At 59.6% G+C, this 14,872-nt stretch carries 16 protein-coding genes; 12 read left to right on the top strand and 4 right to left on the bottom strand.

All coding sequences use genetic code 11. The features are described from left to right. Positions 1-5 precede the first annotated feature (5 nt). Positions 6-725 carry a GntR family transcriptional regulator gene (locus ANTHELSMS3_RS08720; protein WP_094034531.1) on the bottom strand — a complete coding sequence of 240 codons (720 nt, stop codon included), beginning with the start codon at positions 723-725 and terminating at the stop codon, positions 6-8. 63 nt (positions 726-788) lie between these two features. Further along, entirely contained in the window at positions 789-1,817 is a 1,029-nt protein-coding gene (locus ANTHELSMS3_RS08715; RefSeq protein ID WP_254694918.1) for an NAD/NADP octopine/nopaline dehydrogenase family protein, read from the bottom strand. Between the two features lie 140 nt (positions 1,818-1,957). On the opposite strand from ANTHELSMS3_RS08715, the gene ANTHELSMS3_RS08710 reads away from it, so the two are divergent. Genes ANTHELSMS3_RS08710 through ANTHELSMS3_RS08695 form a run of 4 tightly spaced genes read left to right on the top strand, consistent with a single transcriptional unit; the run spans position 1,958 to position 4,940 of the window. Further along, positions 1,958-2,821, top strand: a complete 864-nt coding sequence (locus tag ANTHELSMS3_RS08710; protein ID WP_094034529.1) for a transporter substrate-binding domain-containing protein — start codon at positions 1,958-1,960, stop codon at positions 2,819-2,821. Further along, on the top strand, positions 2,821-3,612 hold the full coding sequence (locus ANTHELSMS3_RS08705) for an amino acid ABC transporter ATP-binding protein (protein ID WP_094034528.1): 792 nt from the start codon (positions 2,821-2,823) through the stop codon (positions 3,610-3,612). Before ANTHELSMS3_RS08710 ends, ANTHELSMS3_RS08705 begins: the two co-directional genes overlap by 1 nt. After that, the gene (locus ANTHELSMS3_RS08700; protein WP_094034527.1) at positions 3,612-4,283 is read left to right on the top strand and encodes an amino acid ABC transporter permease; all 672 of its coding nucleotides are present in this window, start codon (positions 3,612-3,614) and stop codon (positions 4,281-4,283) included. Before ANTHELSMS3_RS08705 ends, ANTHELSMS3_RS08700 begins: the two co-directional genes overlap by 1 nt. A gap of 3 nt (positions 4,284-4,286) precedes the next feature. Further along, complete coding sequence (locus ANTHELSMS3_RS08695) at positions 4,287-4,940, top strand: amino acid ABC transporter permease (RefSeq protein ID WP_094034526.1); 654 nt, start codon at positions 4,287-4,289, stop codon at positions 4,938-4,940. Positions 4,941-5,179: 239 nt separating this feature from the next. Here ANTHELSMS3_RS08695 and ANTHELSMS3_RS08690 read toward each other — a convergent pair whose 3' ends face one another. Beyond that, complete coding sequence (locus ANTHELSMS3_RS08690) at positions 5,180-5,734, bottom strand: hypothetical protein (protein ID WP_094034525.1); 555 nt, start codon at positions 5,732-5,734, stop codon at positions 5,180-5,182. A gap of 261 nt (positions 5,735-5,995) precedes the next feature. Further along, entirely contained in the window at positions 5,996-6,124 is a 129-nt protein-coding gene (locus ANTHELSMS3_RS26325; protein ID WP_302630588.1) for a hypothetical protein, read from the bottom strand. A 382-nt stretch (positions 6,125-6,506) separates the two neighbouring features. Here ANTHELSMS3_RS26325 and ANTHELSMS3_RS08680 point away from each other — a divergent pair, with 382 nt between their 5' ends. The 8 genes from ANTHELSMS3_RS08680 (at position 6,507) to ANTHELSMS3_RS08645 (ending at position 14,870) form a co-directional block, all read left to right on the top strand. Next, on the top strand, positions 6,507-8,117 hold the full coding sequence (locus ANTHELSMS3_RS08680; RefSeq protein ID WP_094034523.1) for an ABC transporter substrate-binding protein: 1,611 nt from the start codon (positions 6,507-6,509) through the stop codon (positions 8,115-8,117). 76 nt (positions 8,118-8,193) lie between these two features. Further along, positions 8,194-8,886 carry a cysteine hydrolase family protein gene (locus ANTHELSMS3_RS08675; RefSeq protein WP_094034522.1) on the top strand — a complete coding sequence of 231 codons (693 nt, stop codon included), beginning with the start codon at positions 8,194-8,196 and terminating at the stop codon, positions 8,884-8,886. Continuing rightward, positions 8,883-9,569: a cysteine hydrolase family protein gene (locus tag ANTHELSMS3_RS08670; RefSeq protein ID WP_094034521.1), complete on the top strand. Its 687-nt coding sequence runs from the start codon at positions 8,883-8,885 to the stop codon at positions 9,567-9,569. Before ANTHELSMS3_RS08675 ends, ANTHELSMS3_RS08670 begins: the two co-directional genes overlap by 4 nt. Further along, positions 9,566-10,579, top strand: coding sequence for an ABC transporter permease (locus ANTHELSMS3_RS08665; protein ID WP_094034520.1), 1,014 nt, complete (start codon positions 9,566-9,568; stop codon positions 10,577-10,579). Before ANTHELSMS3_RS08670 ends, ANTHELSMS3_RS08665 begins: the two co-directional genes overlap by 4 nt. Continuing rightward, positions 10,572-11,474, top strand: a complete 903-nt coding sequence (locus ANTHELSMS3_RS08660) for an ABC transporter permease (protein ID WP_094034519.1) — start codon at positions 10,572-10,574, stop codon at positions 11,472-11,474. The genes ANTHELSMS3_RS08665 and ANTHELSMS3_RS08660 overlap by 8 nt, the downstream gene beginning before the upstream one ends. Next, complete coding sequence (locus ANTHELSMS3_RS08655; RefSeq protein WP_094034518.1) at positions 11,471-12,448, top strand: ABC transporter ATP-binding protein; 978 nt, start codon at positions 11,471-11,473, stop codon at positions 12,446-12,448. The genes ANTHELSMS3_RS08660 and ANTHELSMS3_RS08655 overlap by 4 nt, the downstream gene beginning before the upstream one ends. After that, a complete protein-coding gene (locus ANTHELSMS3_RS08650; protein WP_094034517.1) occupies positions 12,445-13,413 on the top strand; it encodes an oligopeptide/dipeptide ABC transporter ATP-binding protein in 969 nt (322 codons plus the stop codon). The genes ANTHELSMS3_RS08655 and ANTHELSMS3_RS08650 overlap by 4 nt, the downstream gene beginning before the upstream one ends. After that, positions 13,410-14,870 (top strand): amidase, encoded by a 1,461-nt coding sequence (locus ANTHELSMS3_RS08645; RefSeq protein ID WP_094034516.1) that lies wholly within the window; start codon positions 13,410-13,412, stop codon positions 14,868-14,870. Before ANTHELSMS3_RS08650 ends, ANTHELSMS3_RS08645 begins: the two co-directional genes overlap by 4 nt. Positions 14,871-14,872 lie beyond the last annotated feature (2 nt).

Below are 14,872 nucleotides of genomic sequence, written 5' to 3'. Positions count from 1 at the left end.
TCGCCCTACCTTGGCAGCAGGTCGATGACCATTTCGTGGTTGGTTGGGTGATAGGTGGTCTGGATGACAGCCACAGCGCGGCCCTTGATGTCGAAATAGACCCGTGTGGCGCGCAGCAGTGGAATGCCCACCGAAACCCCCAGTAGGGTAGCGATGTCCTGTTCAACAATGATCGGCTGAATTCGTTGCTGGCCGCGCGCGATGTAGATGCCCGCCTTGCGCAGCATCACGACTGTCGGCTGTTCGCTGGTTGCATAGGCCGCCTCGGTATCATGGTCACAAGAGGGCGCGGGCAGATGAATCAGACCTGCCATGATCGTCTGCCCCCGGCGGCTGACGGTCGACAGGCTGACCGATCCTTCAGGCACAGCGTTATCGCCAAACAGATCCAGAATGGCCTCTGGAAACCGGCATTCCCGCTTGTATACGCGGTGGAACCTGTTTTCCGGATCATGCACCAGCACATCCTCCAGAAAGCCGCGAAACTTTACCGACTGACCGGGCTGCTCGGACGAATGGACATAGGTGCCAATCCCGTGTTTGCGCACCACCCGTCCATCGGTCGACAGGTTTTGCAGCGCCTTTCGTACCGTCGCCCGGCTGACACCAAATCGTTCGCAGTATTCCTGTTCGGTCGGCAAGAGATCTCCGGCAACATATTCGCCTCGGGCTATGGCCGCCAGGATCTCGTTTTGCAGGCTCAGGTATAAAGGCATGCCGCTCATTCGTCCGTTCCCCCTCCAGGCGCTTGCCAACGCGCACAATTACCAAGCATGGCGGCCGATTTTTTAGGCGCGGGCGCAGAAACTTTCCAGCCATTTGGCAGACAGCATCTCGACGTTTCTGCCGTGCTTTCTGAAATCAACCCCCTCAAAGATATTAACCATATTAATCAAACCACTAATCAATGGTGTTTCAATGCCGAAATGACGTCCGATGCTTTCCATCGGCACCAAGGCGCAGGGCAAGTCTTCGGTGACATAGCGTTTCTGTACCTTGGGTCCAAAGCGGGCAATCCCGCCCTCCAGGCGGCTGCCTGCAGGGTAAGCGCGGCGGTCAAATTCGCGGGTCGGCAGGGGCTTCAAACCCAGCCCCGAAATCAAGGCATCACGTTCGGCCTCGACCGCGGCGCACAGCAGGTTGACGCGGCCCATCCGGGCCTCGTGGAAATGCAGAATTCCGGTGGTCATCTCGCCAAGATCACGGTCATGCAGCACCGCATTCCCGACATAAGCCGGTACATGGCCGATGAAATTTGGATTGTTCAAACCGTTGAGCAGGATGTTTTCAGAGTATTCGAACTCGGGGAACATCTGCATCATAGCGCGATAGGTCGAACCCTCCGTGTCTTCAGATTTTCCTGAAATTTCAAGCCACTTCTTGGTGCTGCGTGCGACAAACGTCGAGGGGGAGATCTTGCCTGCAAGGTGTAATGTGTTGTTCAGTTCAAACAGCCGCGCCGGGGCTCCGCCATTGGCCGCTACGATATCGCCAAACACCTTGGTTCCACCTACATAGCCGCAATGCAGGACAACAAGTTGTTCGGCGGTCAACGCTGGAGCGACGGCCTTTGCCAGGTCGGCGTGTTTGTCCGCCGTGCAAGAAACAAACACGATATCCGCATCGCGCACCGCTTCGGAAGAGTTCTCGGCGGCAGGGGGCAGGCTGATCGCGCCACGTCCAACGATACCTTCGTAAGCAAGACCTCCACGAAAGGCGACAGCATCAGCGATTTCGGTGTTCGGATCGTGCCAGCCAGAGATCGTTCCGCCCCGTCGTACGGTTTCGATGGCAAGCCCTGAACCGGCCGCTCCCATACCAAGAAAGGCGCAACGAAGGTTTGAAGATGCCATTTAGATAATCCTTGTCTATCGAAGTGAACTGTGCAGAGATACGGTTGTCCGTACAACTTAGGGCAATCCGAAAATCAAATGCAAGCACATTCAAGGAGCTTGATATGCAAACGAGTGGACTCAACATCATGCGCACTATGGCGCTGATCGGCGCGGTTGTGGCACCGCTGCTGGCGCTTCCGGGGGCAGCATCGGCCGAACCGCTGCGGGTTGCAGCAGATGTCGGCTATGCGCCCTGGGCCATGCGCAGCGCGTCGGGCGACACATCGGGCTTTTCGATTGATGTCGCCGAAGAGATCGCCAAGCGCATCGGTCGCGACGGTGTCGAAGTGATCGACGTGAACTTTTCGGCGATCTTTGCCGGGCTATTCGCCGAACGCTATGACATGATTGTGGCACCGATGCAGATCACCGAAACCCGTGCCGACGAACTGCTGTTCACCGAAGGCTACCTGACCAGCGGCCTGGCTTTGGTTGCGGCCGAAAGCAACGACACCATTGCCAGCCCCGAAGATCTGAACGGCAAGATATTGGCAACCAACAATGGCAGCCAGACAGACATCTGGGCGACGGCCAATGCTGAAAAATACGGGTTCACCGTTCAGCGTTACGACAAGGACACCGATGCGATGCAGGCGGTTGTGACCGGCCGCGCCGATGCCGATATCGTCAACATGTTCGTGGCGCAGCATGCGGCTAAGAACAACAAGAAGCTCAAAGTCGTTGCTCGGATCTACACCGACAAGGATATCGCCTATGCTGTGCGTCCTGTAGATGTGGAATTGCGCAATACCATCGAGGTCGCGATGGAATGCATGAAGCTTGATGGCACGATGCATGAACTGCACGAAAAGTGGTTTGGCGAATACCCGGAGCCGGTCAACTCAATCATGAAGGTCTACGCTGGTTTCGGCCCCGTCGGGTTCAAAGGCTATGACGCTACGTTTCATGTGCCGGATTGCAAGTGATGGCATCGACGCAACCTGTGGTGGCTCCGGTAGAAACCGGGGCCGCCCCTCTGTTGGAAATCCGAGGACTGCACAAGAGCTTTGGAAAGACCGCAGTGCTCAAGGGCATCGACCTCTCGGTGCGGCGCGGCGAACTTGTGGCGTTGATCGGGCCTTCGGGGTCGGGCAAATCCACCCTGTTGCGCTGCATCAATCGGCTAGAAGAGCCCACGCAGGGGGCTATCTTTCTAGATGGTGCCGATGTGACTGCCGCGCGCCGTGACCTGAATGGGATGCGCCGCCAGATCGGCATGGTGTTTCAGGCGTTCAATCTTTACCCGCATCTCAGCGCCGAAGCGAATGTCGCGCTTGCGCTGCGCAAAGTCCTGAAACTGCCGCGCGGCGAAGCCGCCCGACGGGCGCGCGCCGCATTGGATCAGGTCGGGCTGGAGGGGCGTTATTGCGCGAGGCCGATGCAGCTTTCGGGCGGCCAGCAACAGCGGGTCGGGATCGCCCGGTCGATGGCTCTGGAACCCAAGCTGTTCCTGTTCGACGAACCGACCTCGGCGCTGGATCCTGAATTGGTAGCCGAAGTCCTGTCGGTGATGCGCAAGCTGAGCGATGACGGCAAGACCATGGTCGTCGTCACCCACGAAATGGCCTTTGCCCGTGATGTGGCAGACCGGATCGTGTTCATGGACCAAGGCCGTATCGTAGACCAAGGACCGCCCGACCACATCTTTCGCGACAGCACGAACCCGCGCCTTGCCGATTTTTTGCGTAGTTTTCGTGCCGGATCGGAGAGCGGCTGATGAATGCCATCCTGCAATACTTCTTCGACTGGGACATTATCGTCAAATCATTTCCCTTTCTTTTGAAGGGGCTTGTGACGACGCTTATCATTGCAGCGTTGACCATCGTTTTCGGGCTTGCGCTGGGGCTGTTGCTGGCCTGCCTGCGTGCCTTTCACATCCGGCTGGTCAATCTGGCGATCATTATTTTTGCTGATGTGCTGCGGTCCATTCCCGCGCTGGTCCTGCTGATCGTCGTCTATTTCGCGCTGCCTGAAATCGGCATCCGACTGTCGGGATTTGTTGCGGTCGTTCTGGTCTTGTCACTGGTCATGGCCGCCTTTGCCGAAGAAATCATCTGGTCCGGGATCATCGCCGTCGACCAAGGACAATGGGAGGCGGGGCGTTCGACTGGCCTGACCTTTACCCAGACGCTGGGCAGCATTGTCTTGCTTCAAGCCGTGCAGATGGTCATTCCGCCGTTGACCAACAAGATGATCAACATCACCAAGAACACGGCGCTGGCCTCTGTCATTTCGGTGTCCGAGATGTTGAATCAGGCGTCTAGCCAACAGGCCCTATATGCCAATCCGACGCCGTTGACGCTGGTGGCCATTCTCTATGTAGCCCTGTTCTTTCCGCTTGTTCTACTCAGCCGTAGGATTGAAGCCCGCTATTCAGTGGTGAGATAACGCATGTTTAGTCTAGACGCGATTTCACAGGCAGTGCCGTATCTGAAGTACGGCCTGATAACCACGCTGTGGCTGGGGGCGATCATCCTGCCGCTTGCCTTTTTGGCCGGATTGCTGGTCGGCATCGTCGCGGCCAAAGGGGCGCGCCCGGTGCGGCTGCTAACCTTTGTCTACATCGATTTCTTCCGGTCGTTTCCGCCGCTGGTGCTGATAATCTTTGTTTTTTACGCCTTGCCGTTTCTGGGGCTGCGCCTGCCCGAAGTGCCGGCCTTTGCGCTAGCCATGACGTTGAATGGGTCCAGCTATTTTGCCGAGATCATTCGAGCCGGCATCCTGTCGATCCCCAAAGGGCAGACCGAAGCGGCGCGCTCAACTGGACTAAGCGGCGCGTCGACAATGATTTACGTCGTTCTGCCGCAAGCTCTGCGCAATGTGTTGCCGCCATTGCTGAGCAACTCGATCGAGTTGTTCAAGGCCACCTCTCTCGCCTCTGTCGTTGCTATTGCAGAGTTGTTGCGCAGCGCGCGGATCGCACAGGGCGTGACTTTTGATTCCACGCCGTTGGTTTTGGCAGCGCTGATCTATCTGGTGATCTTGTGGCCCTGCGTGCGGATCCTTTCGCGTCTTGAACGGAATGATCTGAAGGCGATTATGTAAAGAAATGTTGCTTTATCAGACCTAGCGAGTTGCTGAAAAACTCCAGCCTCGACGCCCGTCGTGGAGCATGACTCACTGTCGTCACTGCTGGACGGAGGTCCCCGCCCTAAATATTTTTTTTGAAGAACGTTCAAACGGATGAAAAGGTCGAAGTTCCCCGAAGGCCTTTCAAACTCCAGATTGATTTTGGGCGACCAACATGGCCGATTACAGCCACTTCAATCTTGCCAGCGCGCTTTTCAGACATCAGCATTGCGATTGGGTAATGAAACTGACAGCAGTTCGGCAAGAGCCGCCCTGCCCTCAGATGTGTCCATGCACCTGTAGCTCGCATCTGTTCCATTCAGGGCATGGTCACAAAATGCATCGGCGACGTGATCAAAAAACGGCGGCTCGGCGCGACGGCAAAACTCTTTGATCGCGTTTCGGAACCCGTGGTTGGTCAGACTCGCATCAAAACACTTGAGACTCTTCATGAGTGCATTCGGCGAGAAATGACCGCGCGTCGCTGGGCTCTCAAAAACGAACTCGGCAGATGGGTTGGCCAACTGCCGAAAGTGCCGATCTGGCAGCCGCAGTGAGTAAGGGCGGTCGGACTTCATGCGCCCGGCGTCCTCTTTGTTGCTGCGTGACCGCACAGTCCAGATGCCCGTATCGGGCTCGAAATGGCGCCACCTGGCTTCGACGACGCCCCCTACACATGCACTCCAGCGCCGGGGCCGATCATGTGTGACGCCCACCACGCGGATCAGCATCGCCAGCGCAGCGGAATCAATCGTGCTATCAAATTGCAAACTGCGCCCGCCTCGAAGTCGCAATTCAGCGAGCGACCGATGCCTGCTCCACAGGCGGATCTACCGGAAAAACAGCGCCCTGACATTCGGAGATCAGAGGCCCTCTCTGTTGAAGTCATGACACCAAGCGTAAGTTTATTGCCGCTTAATCTCATGGCACTGCGCAACCTGCGTCACTCTTGCCTCGCCACCCCCAACCGACATGACAGTCTCAAGCTTGTCGTCGTCATGCCAAACAGGCAGGCGGTCCCAATGGCGCGGTTACCCACCAAGGCCGTCCAGCACGATCCTGATCTTCTCTTCCGACGAATAATGTTTGCGAGTCGCCCGTTTGATTTCGTTGACGATCTTCTCGCCAGGACTTTTCCGTGTTCCGGTTGTCTGTCTCATCTTCCGCTCCTCAGGGGTCACGATGAGCCAAGAACTCTCTCTTATCAAATCCCCCTGTTTGGACCCATAGGCGCTGACGTCAGACACTCCGGGGAGAGTGCATTTTGCCTGCGCGGATGAGATTCGAACGAAAACAAACTCATTATGTTCGATCTCTCACAAATACTGTTGTTACCCCTGAGCCTCGTTGCGCGAAAGATAATTAATTAATCATACATTGTATGCACGGCTTATTTTTGAACAAACTATTTGGACCACTCCTGATTTTTTGCTCCACGGGGTCGCTCCCCCGCCGCGATGGTCCTTCGTTAAGGGCGAGACCGAAGCCGCGACCTCCCCGCGTCGGAAAAAGCGTCTCAAACAGATCCAACAGGAGCTTGAAATGACGATATCCATCACGATCAAAGCGCTGAGTCTCGGCGCAATGATCGCTTCCTCAGCGGCCTTTACCGCCGTCGCGCAATCGCGCCAGGACGTGATCATCGCAGTGGGTGAACAAGGCCCGAACTCTCTGGACACGCAGACGCCCACGTCCAACGACTACACGCGCCTTGTGGCGTTGCATGTTTATGACCGGCTGGTGAAACACGGCGTCAAAACGCTGGAAGACGGCACGCAGGTCTATGACGTGACCGAGGTTCTGCCGGAACTGGCCACCTCTTGGGACATTAGCGAAGACGGCACGCAGTTGACGTTCAAGCTGCGCGAAGATGCGACTTTCCACGACGGCTCTCCGGTAGAGGCGAAAGATGTGAAGTGGTCGTTCGACCGCGCCGTGGCCGCAGGTGGCTTTCCACTGATCCAGATGGGCGCAGGGTCACTGACCAGCCCCGAACAGTTCGAGGCGGTGGACGAACACACCTTCCGCATTCAGGTCCCCGACGGCAACAAGCTGGCCCTGCCCGACCTGACAACACCAATTCCGATCGTGATCAACTCTGACCTCGCTCTGGAACATGCAACCGACGACGATCCCTGGGCCACAGAATGGCTGGCCAACAACACCGCAGGCGGCGGCGCCTATGACGTTGTGCGCTGGACGCCGGGCAACGAGATCGTGTTCCAGCGTTTTGATGACTGGAAGAACGGCGATCTGCCCGCGATGAAAACCGTTGTCTATCGACAGATCGCGTCGTCCGGGACGCGCCGGGCGCTGTTGGAAAGCGGCGATGCCGACGTGTCAGTTGGCCTGCCCCCAAAAGACTTTGCCGAGTTGGCCGAGGATCCGGCCATCACAGTGGTTGGCGTCCCTAAACAGTCGGCCATCGTGAACTTGGAAATGAACGTGACCATGCCGCCCTTTGACAATCCGAAGGTGCGCGAGGCAATGGCCTACGCCATCCCGTATGAAGCGATCATGGACAACGCCTTTTACGGGCGCGCTTCACCGATGTTTGGTGCCGAACCCGGCGCCGAGTATGAGGCCGCATGGCCGGTCAAAAGCCCCTATGACACCGATCTGGTAAAAGCCAAAGAACTGCTGGTTGAGGCCGGCTATGCAGACGGGTTCGAATCCACGATTTACCTGGACCTGTCGCGTGCGACGATCCGCGAACCAATCGCCCTGCTGATCCAGCAAAACCTCAAGGAGATCGGCGTAGACGTATCGATCGAGAAGGTTCCCGGATCAAACTGGTTCTCGAAGATGCTGGAAAAATCCATGCCGATGGCCGTCACCAGCTTCCACGCATGGCTCGACTGGCCCGAATACCACTTTTACTGGACCTACTACGGCGCCAACAACTCGGTGTTTAACGTAGCTTCACATGTGGATGAGGCGCTTGATGCGCAAATCCAGAAGGCGCGTTTCGAAAGCGATCCCGATGCCTACGAAGCGGACCTCAAGGGCATCATCGACACGGTCATGACCGAACTTCCGAAGATCCCGATCGCTCAGGATTACATGGACGTGGCGATGCAGAATGACATCGACGGCTATGTCTACTGGTTCCACACCTTCCTCGACTTCCGCACGGTTTCGCGCGCGGAATGACGACCTTCGGGGGGCCGTTTGCGCGGCCCCCCCCTTCTCCCCTTCCACACGACATCTTTCCGCAAGGAGTAGCCGCATGACATCGCATGTTTCCGGCCTTTACCCATGGCCATACGATGGCGACCTGCGACCCGACAACACCGCCCTGATCATCATCGACATGCAGATTGATTTCTGCGGCGAAGGCGGTTGGGTGCATTCACGCGGAGTCGACCTGCAAAACACGCGGCGCGCCATCAAGCCGCTGCAAACCTTGCTCGGGGCGCTACGCCCGGCAGGATACACCATCATCCACACCCGCGAAGGCCACCGCCCCGATCTCAGCGATCTGCCCGCGAACAAGCTGTGGCGCTCAGAACGGCTGAACGGACAGGGCATCGGCGCGCATGGACCAATGGGCCGCTACCTGATCCGGGGTGAGCCGAACTGGGACATCATTCCGGAACTGGCTCCTGCCCCCGGCGAGGTCGTGATCGACAAACCCGGCAAGGGTGCTTTCATGGGAACCGACCTTGAAACCGTGCTGCGCACACGGGGAATCCGCAACCTGATGGTCGCAGGCGTCACCACTGACTGCTGTGTGCAATCGACGTTGCGCGACGCCAACGACCGCGGGTTTGAATGCCTGCTGCTGGAGGATTGCTGCGGCGCGGCGGACCATTCCAACCACGAAGCACAGATCGAAATGTTTGGCCTGTCCAATGGGCTCTACGGGTCCATCGCCACCTCGGACGATGTGATTGCCACCCTAGCCGGAGCTGCCGCATGACTGCCTATCCACAAGTCAAATCTGACCCCTACGCATGGCCCTTCGACGGGCGTTTCTCTCCCTCTGACACGGCGCTTATCGTCATTGATATGCAGCGCGACTTTTGCGACGCCGACGGCTGGGTCGGCCAGCACGGGGCGGATGTTTCACCGATGCGCGCCGTGATCGATCCGATCAAAACAGTGCTGGAGCGGCTGCGAAGCCTGGGTTTCCCGATCATCCACACCCGTGAAGGCCATCGCCCTGATCTGGCCGACCTGAACGACAACAAGCGCTGGCGGTCGGCCCGCGAAGGGGCTGAAATTGGCTCTGCGGGCCCCTGCGGTCGGATGTTGACGCGCGGAGAGCCGTGTTGGGAGATCGTGCCAGAATTGGCGCCCGCGCCCGGAGAACCCATCATCGACAAACCCGGAAAGGGCGCTTTCTACGCCACCGATCTGGAACAGATCCTGCGCGCGCGCGGCATTCGCAACCTGATCTTTACCGGCGTCACCACCGATTGCTGCGTACATACCACCATGCGCGACGCCAATGATCGCGGGTTCGAGTGCATGTTGCTTGACGACTGCTGCGCGGCCTCTTTGACGCACAACCACGCCGCGATCCTGACATTCACGAAAATGGGCGATGGGCTGTTTGGCACCGTTGGCACCTCGGCCCAATTGTTCGAGGCACTGTCATGATCAAGATGATTGGCAAGCGCTTTCTCAGCGCGTTCCCCAGCCTGATCGGGGTGATCATCGTCACTTTTGTGATCAGCCACGCGCTGCCGGGTGATCCGGCGGCGTATTTCGCTGGCCCCTCTGCCACGGCGGATTCGATCGCCGAAACCAGAGAGAGGCTGGGTCTGGACAGGCCGTTGCCGGTGCAGTTCCTGGCCTATGCCGGCGATCTCGTGCAGGGCGATATGGGTCGCTCATTCAATTCCGGGCAACCGGTGCTGACCGACCTGACGCGGCGCCTGCCCGCCTCGTTGGAACTAACGCTGTACGCACTGGTTTTTGCCATCGTGGTGGCGGTGCCGTTAGGCCTGTGGGCGGCGGTCAATCCGGGATCTTGGATCGACCACCTATGCCGGGGAACAGTGACCGCAGCAGCGGCTTTTCCATCGTTCTTTACCGCACTCGTGCTGATCTTTGTGTTCTACTACAAGCTGGGCTGGTCGCCCTCGCCCATCGGGCGGCTGGCGATCTACTTTCCCATCCCGCCGACTGTCACCGGGTTCTTCACCATTGACGCGCTGATCGCCGGGGATGTCGCCACAGCGCGGGCCGCCCTTGGGCAGTTGATCCTGCCAGCGGTCTCGTTGGGACTGTTTGCGCTGGCACCGCTGGCGCGGATGACGCGGGCCTCGATGATCGGGGTGCTGGGCAGCGACTTTATCACCACCGCCCGGGCCGAGGGCCTGCCGCGTCGCACGATCCTGTGGACCTACGGATTTCGCAACGCCCTGCTGCCGGTCGTCAACATCCTTGGCATGATCTTTTCCTTCCTGCTGGGGGCCAACGTGCTGATCGAGCAGGTTTTTGGCTGGCCCGGCATTGGGTCTTACGCCGTCGAAGCGGTCCTGACGTCGGACTACGCGGCCATCCAAGGCTTCGTTGTGATGATGGCCGTCCTCTACATCCTGCTGAACCTCAGCGTGGATATCCTGAACATGATCGTCGATCCGAGGGTGCGCTACGATGACTGACCAGACCAACGTTTCCGCTATTCCTGCCCCTATCCCAAAGGCGCCATCGCAATTGGCCAATTTCTGCTCGGGCTTCATGCACGCGATGCGGTCCAACCCGTTGACGGCCTTCGCAATGGTACTGTTCCTGATGTTCGTGATCGCGGCGCTGTTCGGAGAGATCATCGCGCCCTATGATCCGCTGGCGACCTCTTCGGACACACTACAGCCGCCCAGCTGGGCGCATCCCTTTGGCACCGACCATTTGGGCCGCGACGTGCTAAGCCGCACGATCGTGGCCACCAGAGTGGACTTTGGGATCGCCATTGCGGCGGTGTCGATCTCTTTCTTGCTGGGGCTTGGGATGGGTTCTGCCGCAGGCTACTACGGTGGCTGGACGGATCGCATCACCGGACGGCTGGTCGACACGATCATGGCCTTCCCGTTGTTCGTGCTGGCCATGGGCGTCGTTGCGGCCCTTGGCAACACCGTTTGGAATATCGTTTACGCCACGGCGATCATCAACCTGCCCTTTTACATCCGCTTTGCGCGGGCCGAAGTGAACAGCCGTCGCGATGCGGGATTTGTCGAGGCGGCGCGCCTGAACGGGAACAGTTCGGCGCGCATCCTTGCGGTGCATCTGGTGCCCAACATCCTACCGCCGATGATGGTTCAGGTTTCGTTGAACCTTGGCTGGGCGATCCTGAACGCGGCGGGGCTGTCGTTCATCGGTCTTGGCGTGCGCCCGCCCACACCCGAATGGGGCATCATGGTGTCCGAGGGCGCAAATTTCATTTTCTCCGGCGAATGGTGGATCTTTCTCTTTCCCGGGGCTGCGCTGGTGTTGGCCGTCTTCTGCTTCAACCTTCTGGGTGACGGGCTGCGCGACATCATTGATCCGAAAGGCCGCACATGACCCGGGTTCCTCTTCTCGACATCCAGAACCTCAAAGTCGATTTCGCCACCCGCGACGGCACGGTTCACGCGATCGAAAACGTCTCTTTCCAACTTGCTCGTGGCGAGACGCTGGGTCTCGTCGGCGAAAGCGGCTCTGGCAAGTCCGTCTCGGCCTATGCGGTGATGCGTTTGCTTGGGGCCTCTGCCCGGGTCAGCGCCGACCGCATGGTCTCTGGCGGGATGGACCTGCTGACTGCCAGCGACGCCGAGGTGGCCGGGATGCGCGGCAAACACATGACCATGATCTTTCAGAACGCCCGGTCGGCGCTAAACCCGATCCGGTCGATTGGAGAACAGATCGCCGACGTGCTACGGACCCATCGTGCAATGCCGCGACGAGAGGCCCGCAAGGCGGCCGTCGAAGCGCTGGCCGAGGTGCGCATCCCCGATCCCGAACGCCGCTACCACGCCTATCCGTTCGAACTGTCCGGTGGCATGTGCCAGCGTGTGATGATCGCTCTGGCCTTTGCCAGCGAGCCCGAATTGTTGATCGCGGACGAACCGACCACCGGGCTGGACGTGACGACGCAGGCGGTGATCATGGACCTGATCCGGCTGAAATCCTCTCAGCGGCGGATGTCGACGATCCTGATCACACATGATTTGACCCTTGCGGCAGAATATTGTGATCGCTTCGCCGTGATGCATGCCGGTCATATTGTCGAACAGGGCAGCACTGCCGACATCTTCGACAACGCCGCGCACCCCTACACAGGGCTGTTGATGAAAGCGACGCCGCACGGCGCAAGCAGCCTGTCGGACTTGGCTGCAATCCCCGGCTCCCTCCCGGACCTGCGTCTTGACCTGCCGCCCTGCCGCTTTGTGTCGCGCTGCCCACAAAGCACCCCGGCCTGCGCTGCGGCTCTGCCACGCGTCGCGCTGGATGCCAACCACGAGGTCGCTTGCCACATGCCATGGAAGGAAAGCGCATGACTGCTCCGCTTCTGGAACTGGAAAACTTGGAAAAGATCTACCCAACCGGCACCGGCCTGTTGCATGCGGTGGATGGCGTAAACCTGTCCATCACCCGGGGAGAAAGCCTTGGCCTGGTGGGGGAATCGGGCTGTGGTAAGTCAACACTGGTGCGGGTTCTGTCGCGCCTGATCGACCCCACCGCCGGGGCGATCCGCATCGACGGCCAAAGCATCGGCGACATCCCCGCGCGCCGGTTCGGCACCCATCCCGAACGCAAGCGCATTCAAGTGGTGTTCCAAGACCCGACGGACAGCCTGAACCCACAATTCCGCATTTTTGATAGCATCGCCGACCCTCTGCGGCGTCTGGGTGGCCGCAAGACCCGTGCCGAGGTGACCGAGGCGGTTCATGAGGCCGCGCGCATCACCCGCCTGCCCCCGGAACTTCTGTCGCGCTATCCGCACCAATTGTCGGGCGGACAAAAGGCGCGGGTGGGCATCGCAAGGGCAATCATCCTGCGGCCAGAGCTGTTGATCCTGGATGAGCCGACATCGGCGCTGGATGTCTCGGTGCAGGTCGTGATCCTGAAGCTGCTGGGCGAACTGCGTGAGACGCTGGGGATGAGCTATCTGTTCGTCAGCCACGACCTGAACGTGATCAAGCTGGTCTGCGACAGGGTGGCGGTGATGTATCTGGGCAAGATCATCGAATGCGCCCCGGTGGAGGAAATTTTCGCCCGTCCGGCGCACCCCTACACCAAGGCGTTGCTGTCCGCGATCCCCGGCTCTAGCGAGAAAGACCGCATTCGCCTGAATGGCGAACCGCGCAGCCCCATCGACCCAGATCCGAATGTCTGCCGCTTTTACGGGCGCTGCCCGCAGGAGCAGCCGCTTTGCAAGCAAAAAGCCCCACCGCTGACAGAATTCGGCGCGCACGCAGCCACCTGCCATTTCCGACTCGACCAAGAGGAAGTCCACGCATGACCCTGACTCATGAAAGCTACGCCGCCCTGTCCGCGGGCGAAATCGCAGACTCCGTCCGCGACGGCAGCCTGTCCGCCACCGAGGTGGCAGAGGCCGCCATCGCCCGGATGGAGCTGACAGAACCGCATCTTCACGCCTTCTGCACCCCCGCGCCAGACCTTGCCCGCAAGACAGCGGCGGCGATCGACAACGCGCGCGCCGCAGGCGAACCACTAGGGCCGCTGGCCGGTGTGCCGGTGGGGATCAAGGATCTGGTCGCGACCAAGGACCTTGTGACCGCAATGGGATCCGTCATCTACCGCGACTTTGTCCCAGAGGACGACGACATTGTGGTCGAACGCCTGAAAGATGCCGGTGCGGTGATCTTGGGCAAAACCAACGTGCCGGAATTTGGCTATAGCGGCGTCGGGCACAACCCGGTCTTTGAGACAACCCGCAACCCGTGGAACACCGAATTGACGCCGGGCGGATCCTCTGCCGGATCGGGTGCATCGGTGGCCGCAGGGGTCACGCCCTTCGCCATCGGATCTGACGGGGGCGGATCGGTGCGGATCCCTTCGGCCCACTGCGGGCTGGTGGGGATCAAGGCCTCGATGGGCCGAGTGCCACTGTGGCCCGGCTGTCGGGACGAACGCTTCCCCGGTGTCTCCAGCTGGGAAAGCCTTGAACACATTGGCCCGATGGCGCGCAGCGTATCGGATGCGGCACTCATGCTATCGGTGATCTCAGGCCCCGACATGCGCGACCGCCACACCATTCCCAACGATGTGGCATGGTTGGATGAGGCCAAGGCAGGCCAACTGCCCAAGCTGCGGATCGCCTTCAGCGAAGACTTTGGCTATCTGGCCGTCGATCCCGAAGTCCGCCGCGTGGTGCGCGAAGCGGTCGCTGTGTTCGAGAATGATCTGGGATGCGAGGTCGAAATCGCAGATCCCGGCTGGAGTGATCCCGGCGCCGATTTCTGGGGACTGGTTTTGGCTGACAGCGATCTTGCCGGAATGCGCGCTTGGCTGCCAGACCACGCTCACGAAATGTCGCCGCACCTGGTGAATTTGCTGAAGGGCCGACACGACGACGAAGCGCTGACCAATGCCAACATGGCGCGCAAGAAACTGTGCAACATCGCAGCCAAGTTCTTTGGCACATATGATCTGCTGTTGTCGCCAACCCTGACCGTGCCGCCCTTTGCGCTGCATATGCAAGGCCCCGAAAAGACCGAAGGCAGGATGGTCGATCCCGCCGCATGGCTGGGCTTCTGCTTTCCGTTCAACATGACCGGTCAGCCTGCGGCCTCTGTCCCTGCCGGGCTGACGAAGGACGGACTGCCGGTCGGGCTTCAGATCGTCGGGCGGCACTTGGACGACCCGATGGTGCTGCGTGCGGCCGCTGCATACGAGGCCGCGCGCCCGTGGTCAGGCCACCGCCCTGCCCTGCTGGACCGGCTGGAGGCCGCCTGACC

This window comes from Antarctobacter heliothermus, assembly GCF_002237555.1.
Taxonomy (GTDB): domain Bacteria; phylum Pseudomonadota; class Alphaproteobacteria; order Rhodobacterales; family Rhodobacteraceae; genus Antarctobacter; species Antarctobacter heliothermus_B.
This window is presented reverse-complemented; position numbering and strand designations above follow the sequence as displayed.

What these genes read in the sequence shown, in the direction of transcription:
- ANTHELSMS3_RS08720 (WP_094034531.1), bottom strand. Translation starts at nt 725, where the DNA reads ATGAGCGGCATGCCTTTATACCTGAGCCTGCAAAACGAGATCCTGGCG.
- ANTHELSMS3_RS08715 (WP_254694918.1), bottom strand. Translation starts at nt 1,817, where the DNA reads ATGGGAGCGGCCGGTTCAGGGCTTGCCATCGAAACCGTACGACGGGGC.
- ANTHELSMS3_RS08710 (WP_094034529.1), top strand. Translation starts at nt 1,958, where the DNA reads ATGCAAACGAGTGGACTCAACATCATGCGCACTATGGCGCTGATCGGC.
- ANTHELSMS3_RS08705 (WP_094034528.1), top strand. Translation starts at nt 2,821, where the DNA reads ATGGCATCGACGCAACCTGTGGTGGCTCCGGTAGAAACCGGGGCCGCC.
- ANTHELSMS3_RS08700 (WP_094034527.1), top strand. Translation starts at nt 3,612, where the DNA reads ATGAATGCCATCCTGCAATACTTCTTCGACTGGGACATTATCGTCAAA.
- ANTHELSMS3_RS08695 (WP_094034526.1), top strand. Translation starts at nt 4,287, where the DNA reads ATGTTTAGTCTAGACGCGATTTCACAGGCAGTGCCGTATCTGAAGTAC.
- ANTHELSMS3_RS26325 (WP_302630588.1), bottom strand. Translation starts at nt 6,124, where the DNA reads ATGAGACAGACAACCGGAACACGGAAAAGTCCTGGCGAGAAGATCGTC.
- ANTHELSMS3_RS08680 (WP_094034523.1), top strand. Translation starts at nt 6,507, where the DNA reads ATGACGATATCCATCACGATCAAAGCGCTGAGTCTCGGCGCAATGATC.
- ANTHELSMS3_RS08675 (WP_094034522.1), top strand. Translation starts at nt 8,194, where the DNA reads ATGACATCGCATGTTTCCGGCCTTTACCCATGGCCATACGATGGCGAC.
- ANTHELSMS3_RS08670 (WP_094034521.1), top strand. Translation starts at nt 8,883, where the DNA reads ATGACTGCCTATCCACAAGTCAAATCTGACCCCTACGCATGGCCCTTC.
- ANTHELSMS3_RS08665 (WP_094034520.1), top strand. Translation starts at nt 9,566, where the DNA reads ATGATCAAGATGATTGGCAAGCGCTTTCTCAGCGCGTTCCCCAGCCTG.
- ANTHELSMS3_RS08660 (WP_094034519.1), top strand. Translation starts at nt 10,572, where the DNA reads ATGACTGACCAGACCAACGTTTCCGCTATTCCTGCCCCTATCCCAAAG.
- ANTHELSMS3_RS08655 (WP_094034518.1), top strand. Translation starts at nt 11,471, where the DNA reads ATGACCCGGGTTCCTCTTCTCGACATCCAGAACCTCAAAGTCGATTTC.
- ANTHELSMS3_RS08650 (WP_094034517.1), top strand. Translation starts at nt 12,445, where the DNA reads ATGACTGCTCCGCTTCTGGAACTGGAAAACTTGGAAAAGATCTACCCA.
- ANTHELSMS3_RS08645 (WP_094034516.1), top strand. Translation starts at nt 13,410, where the DNA reads ATGACCCTGACTCATGAAAGCTACGCCGCCCTGTCCGCGGGCGAAATC.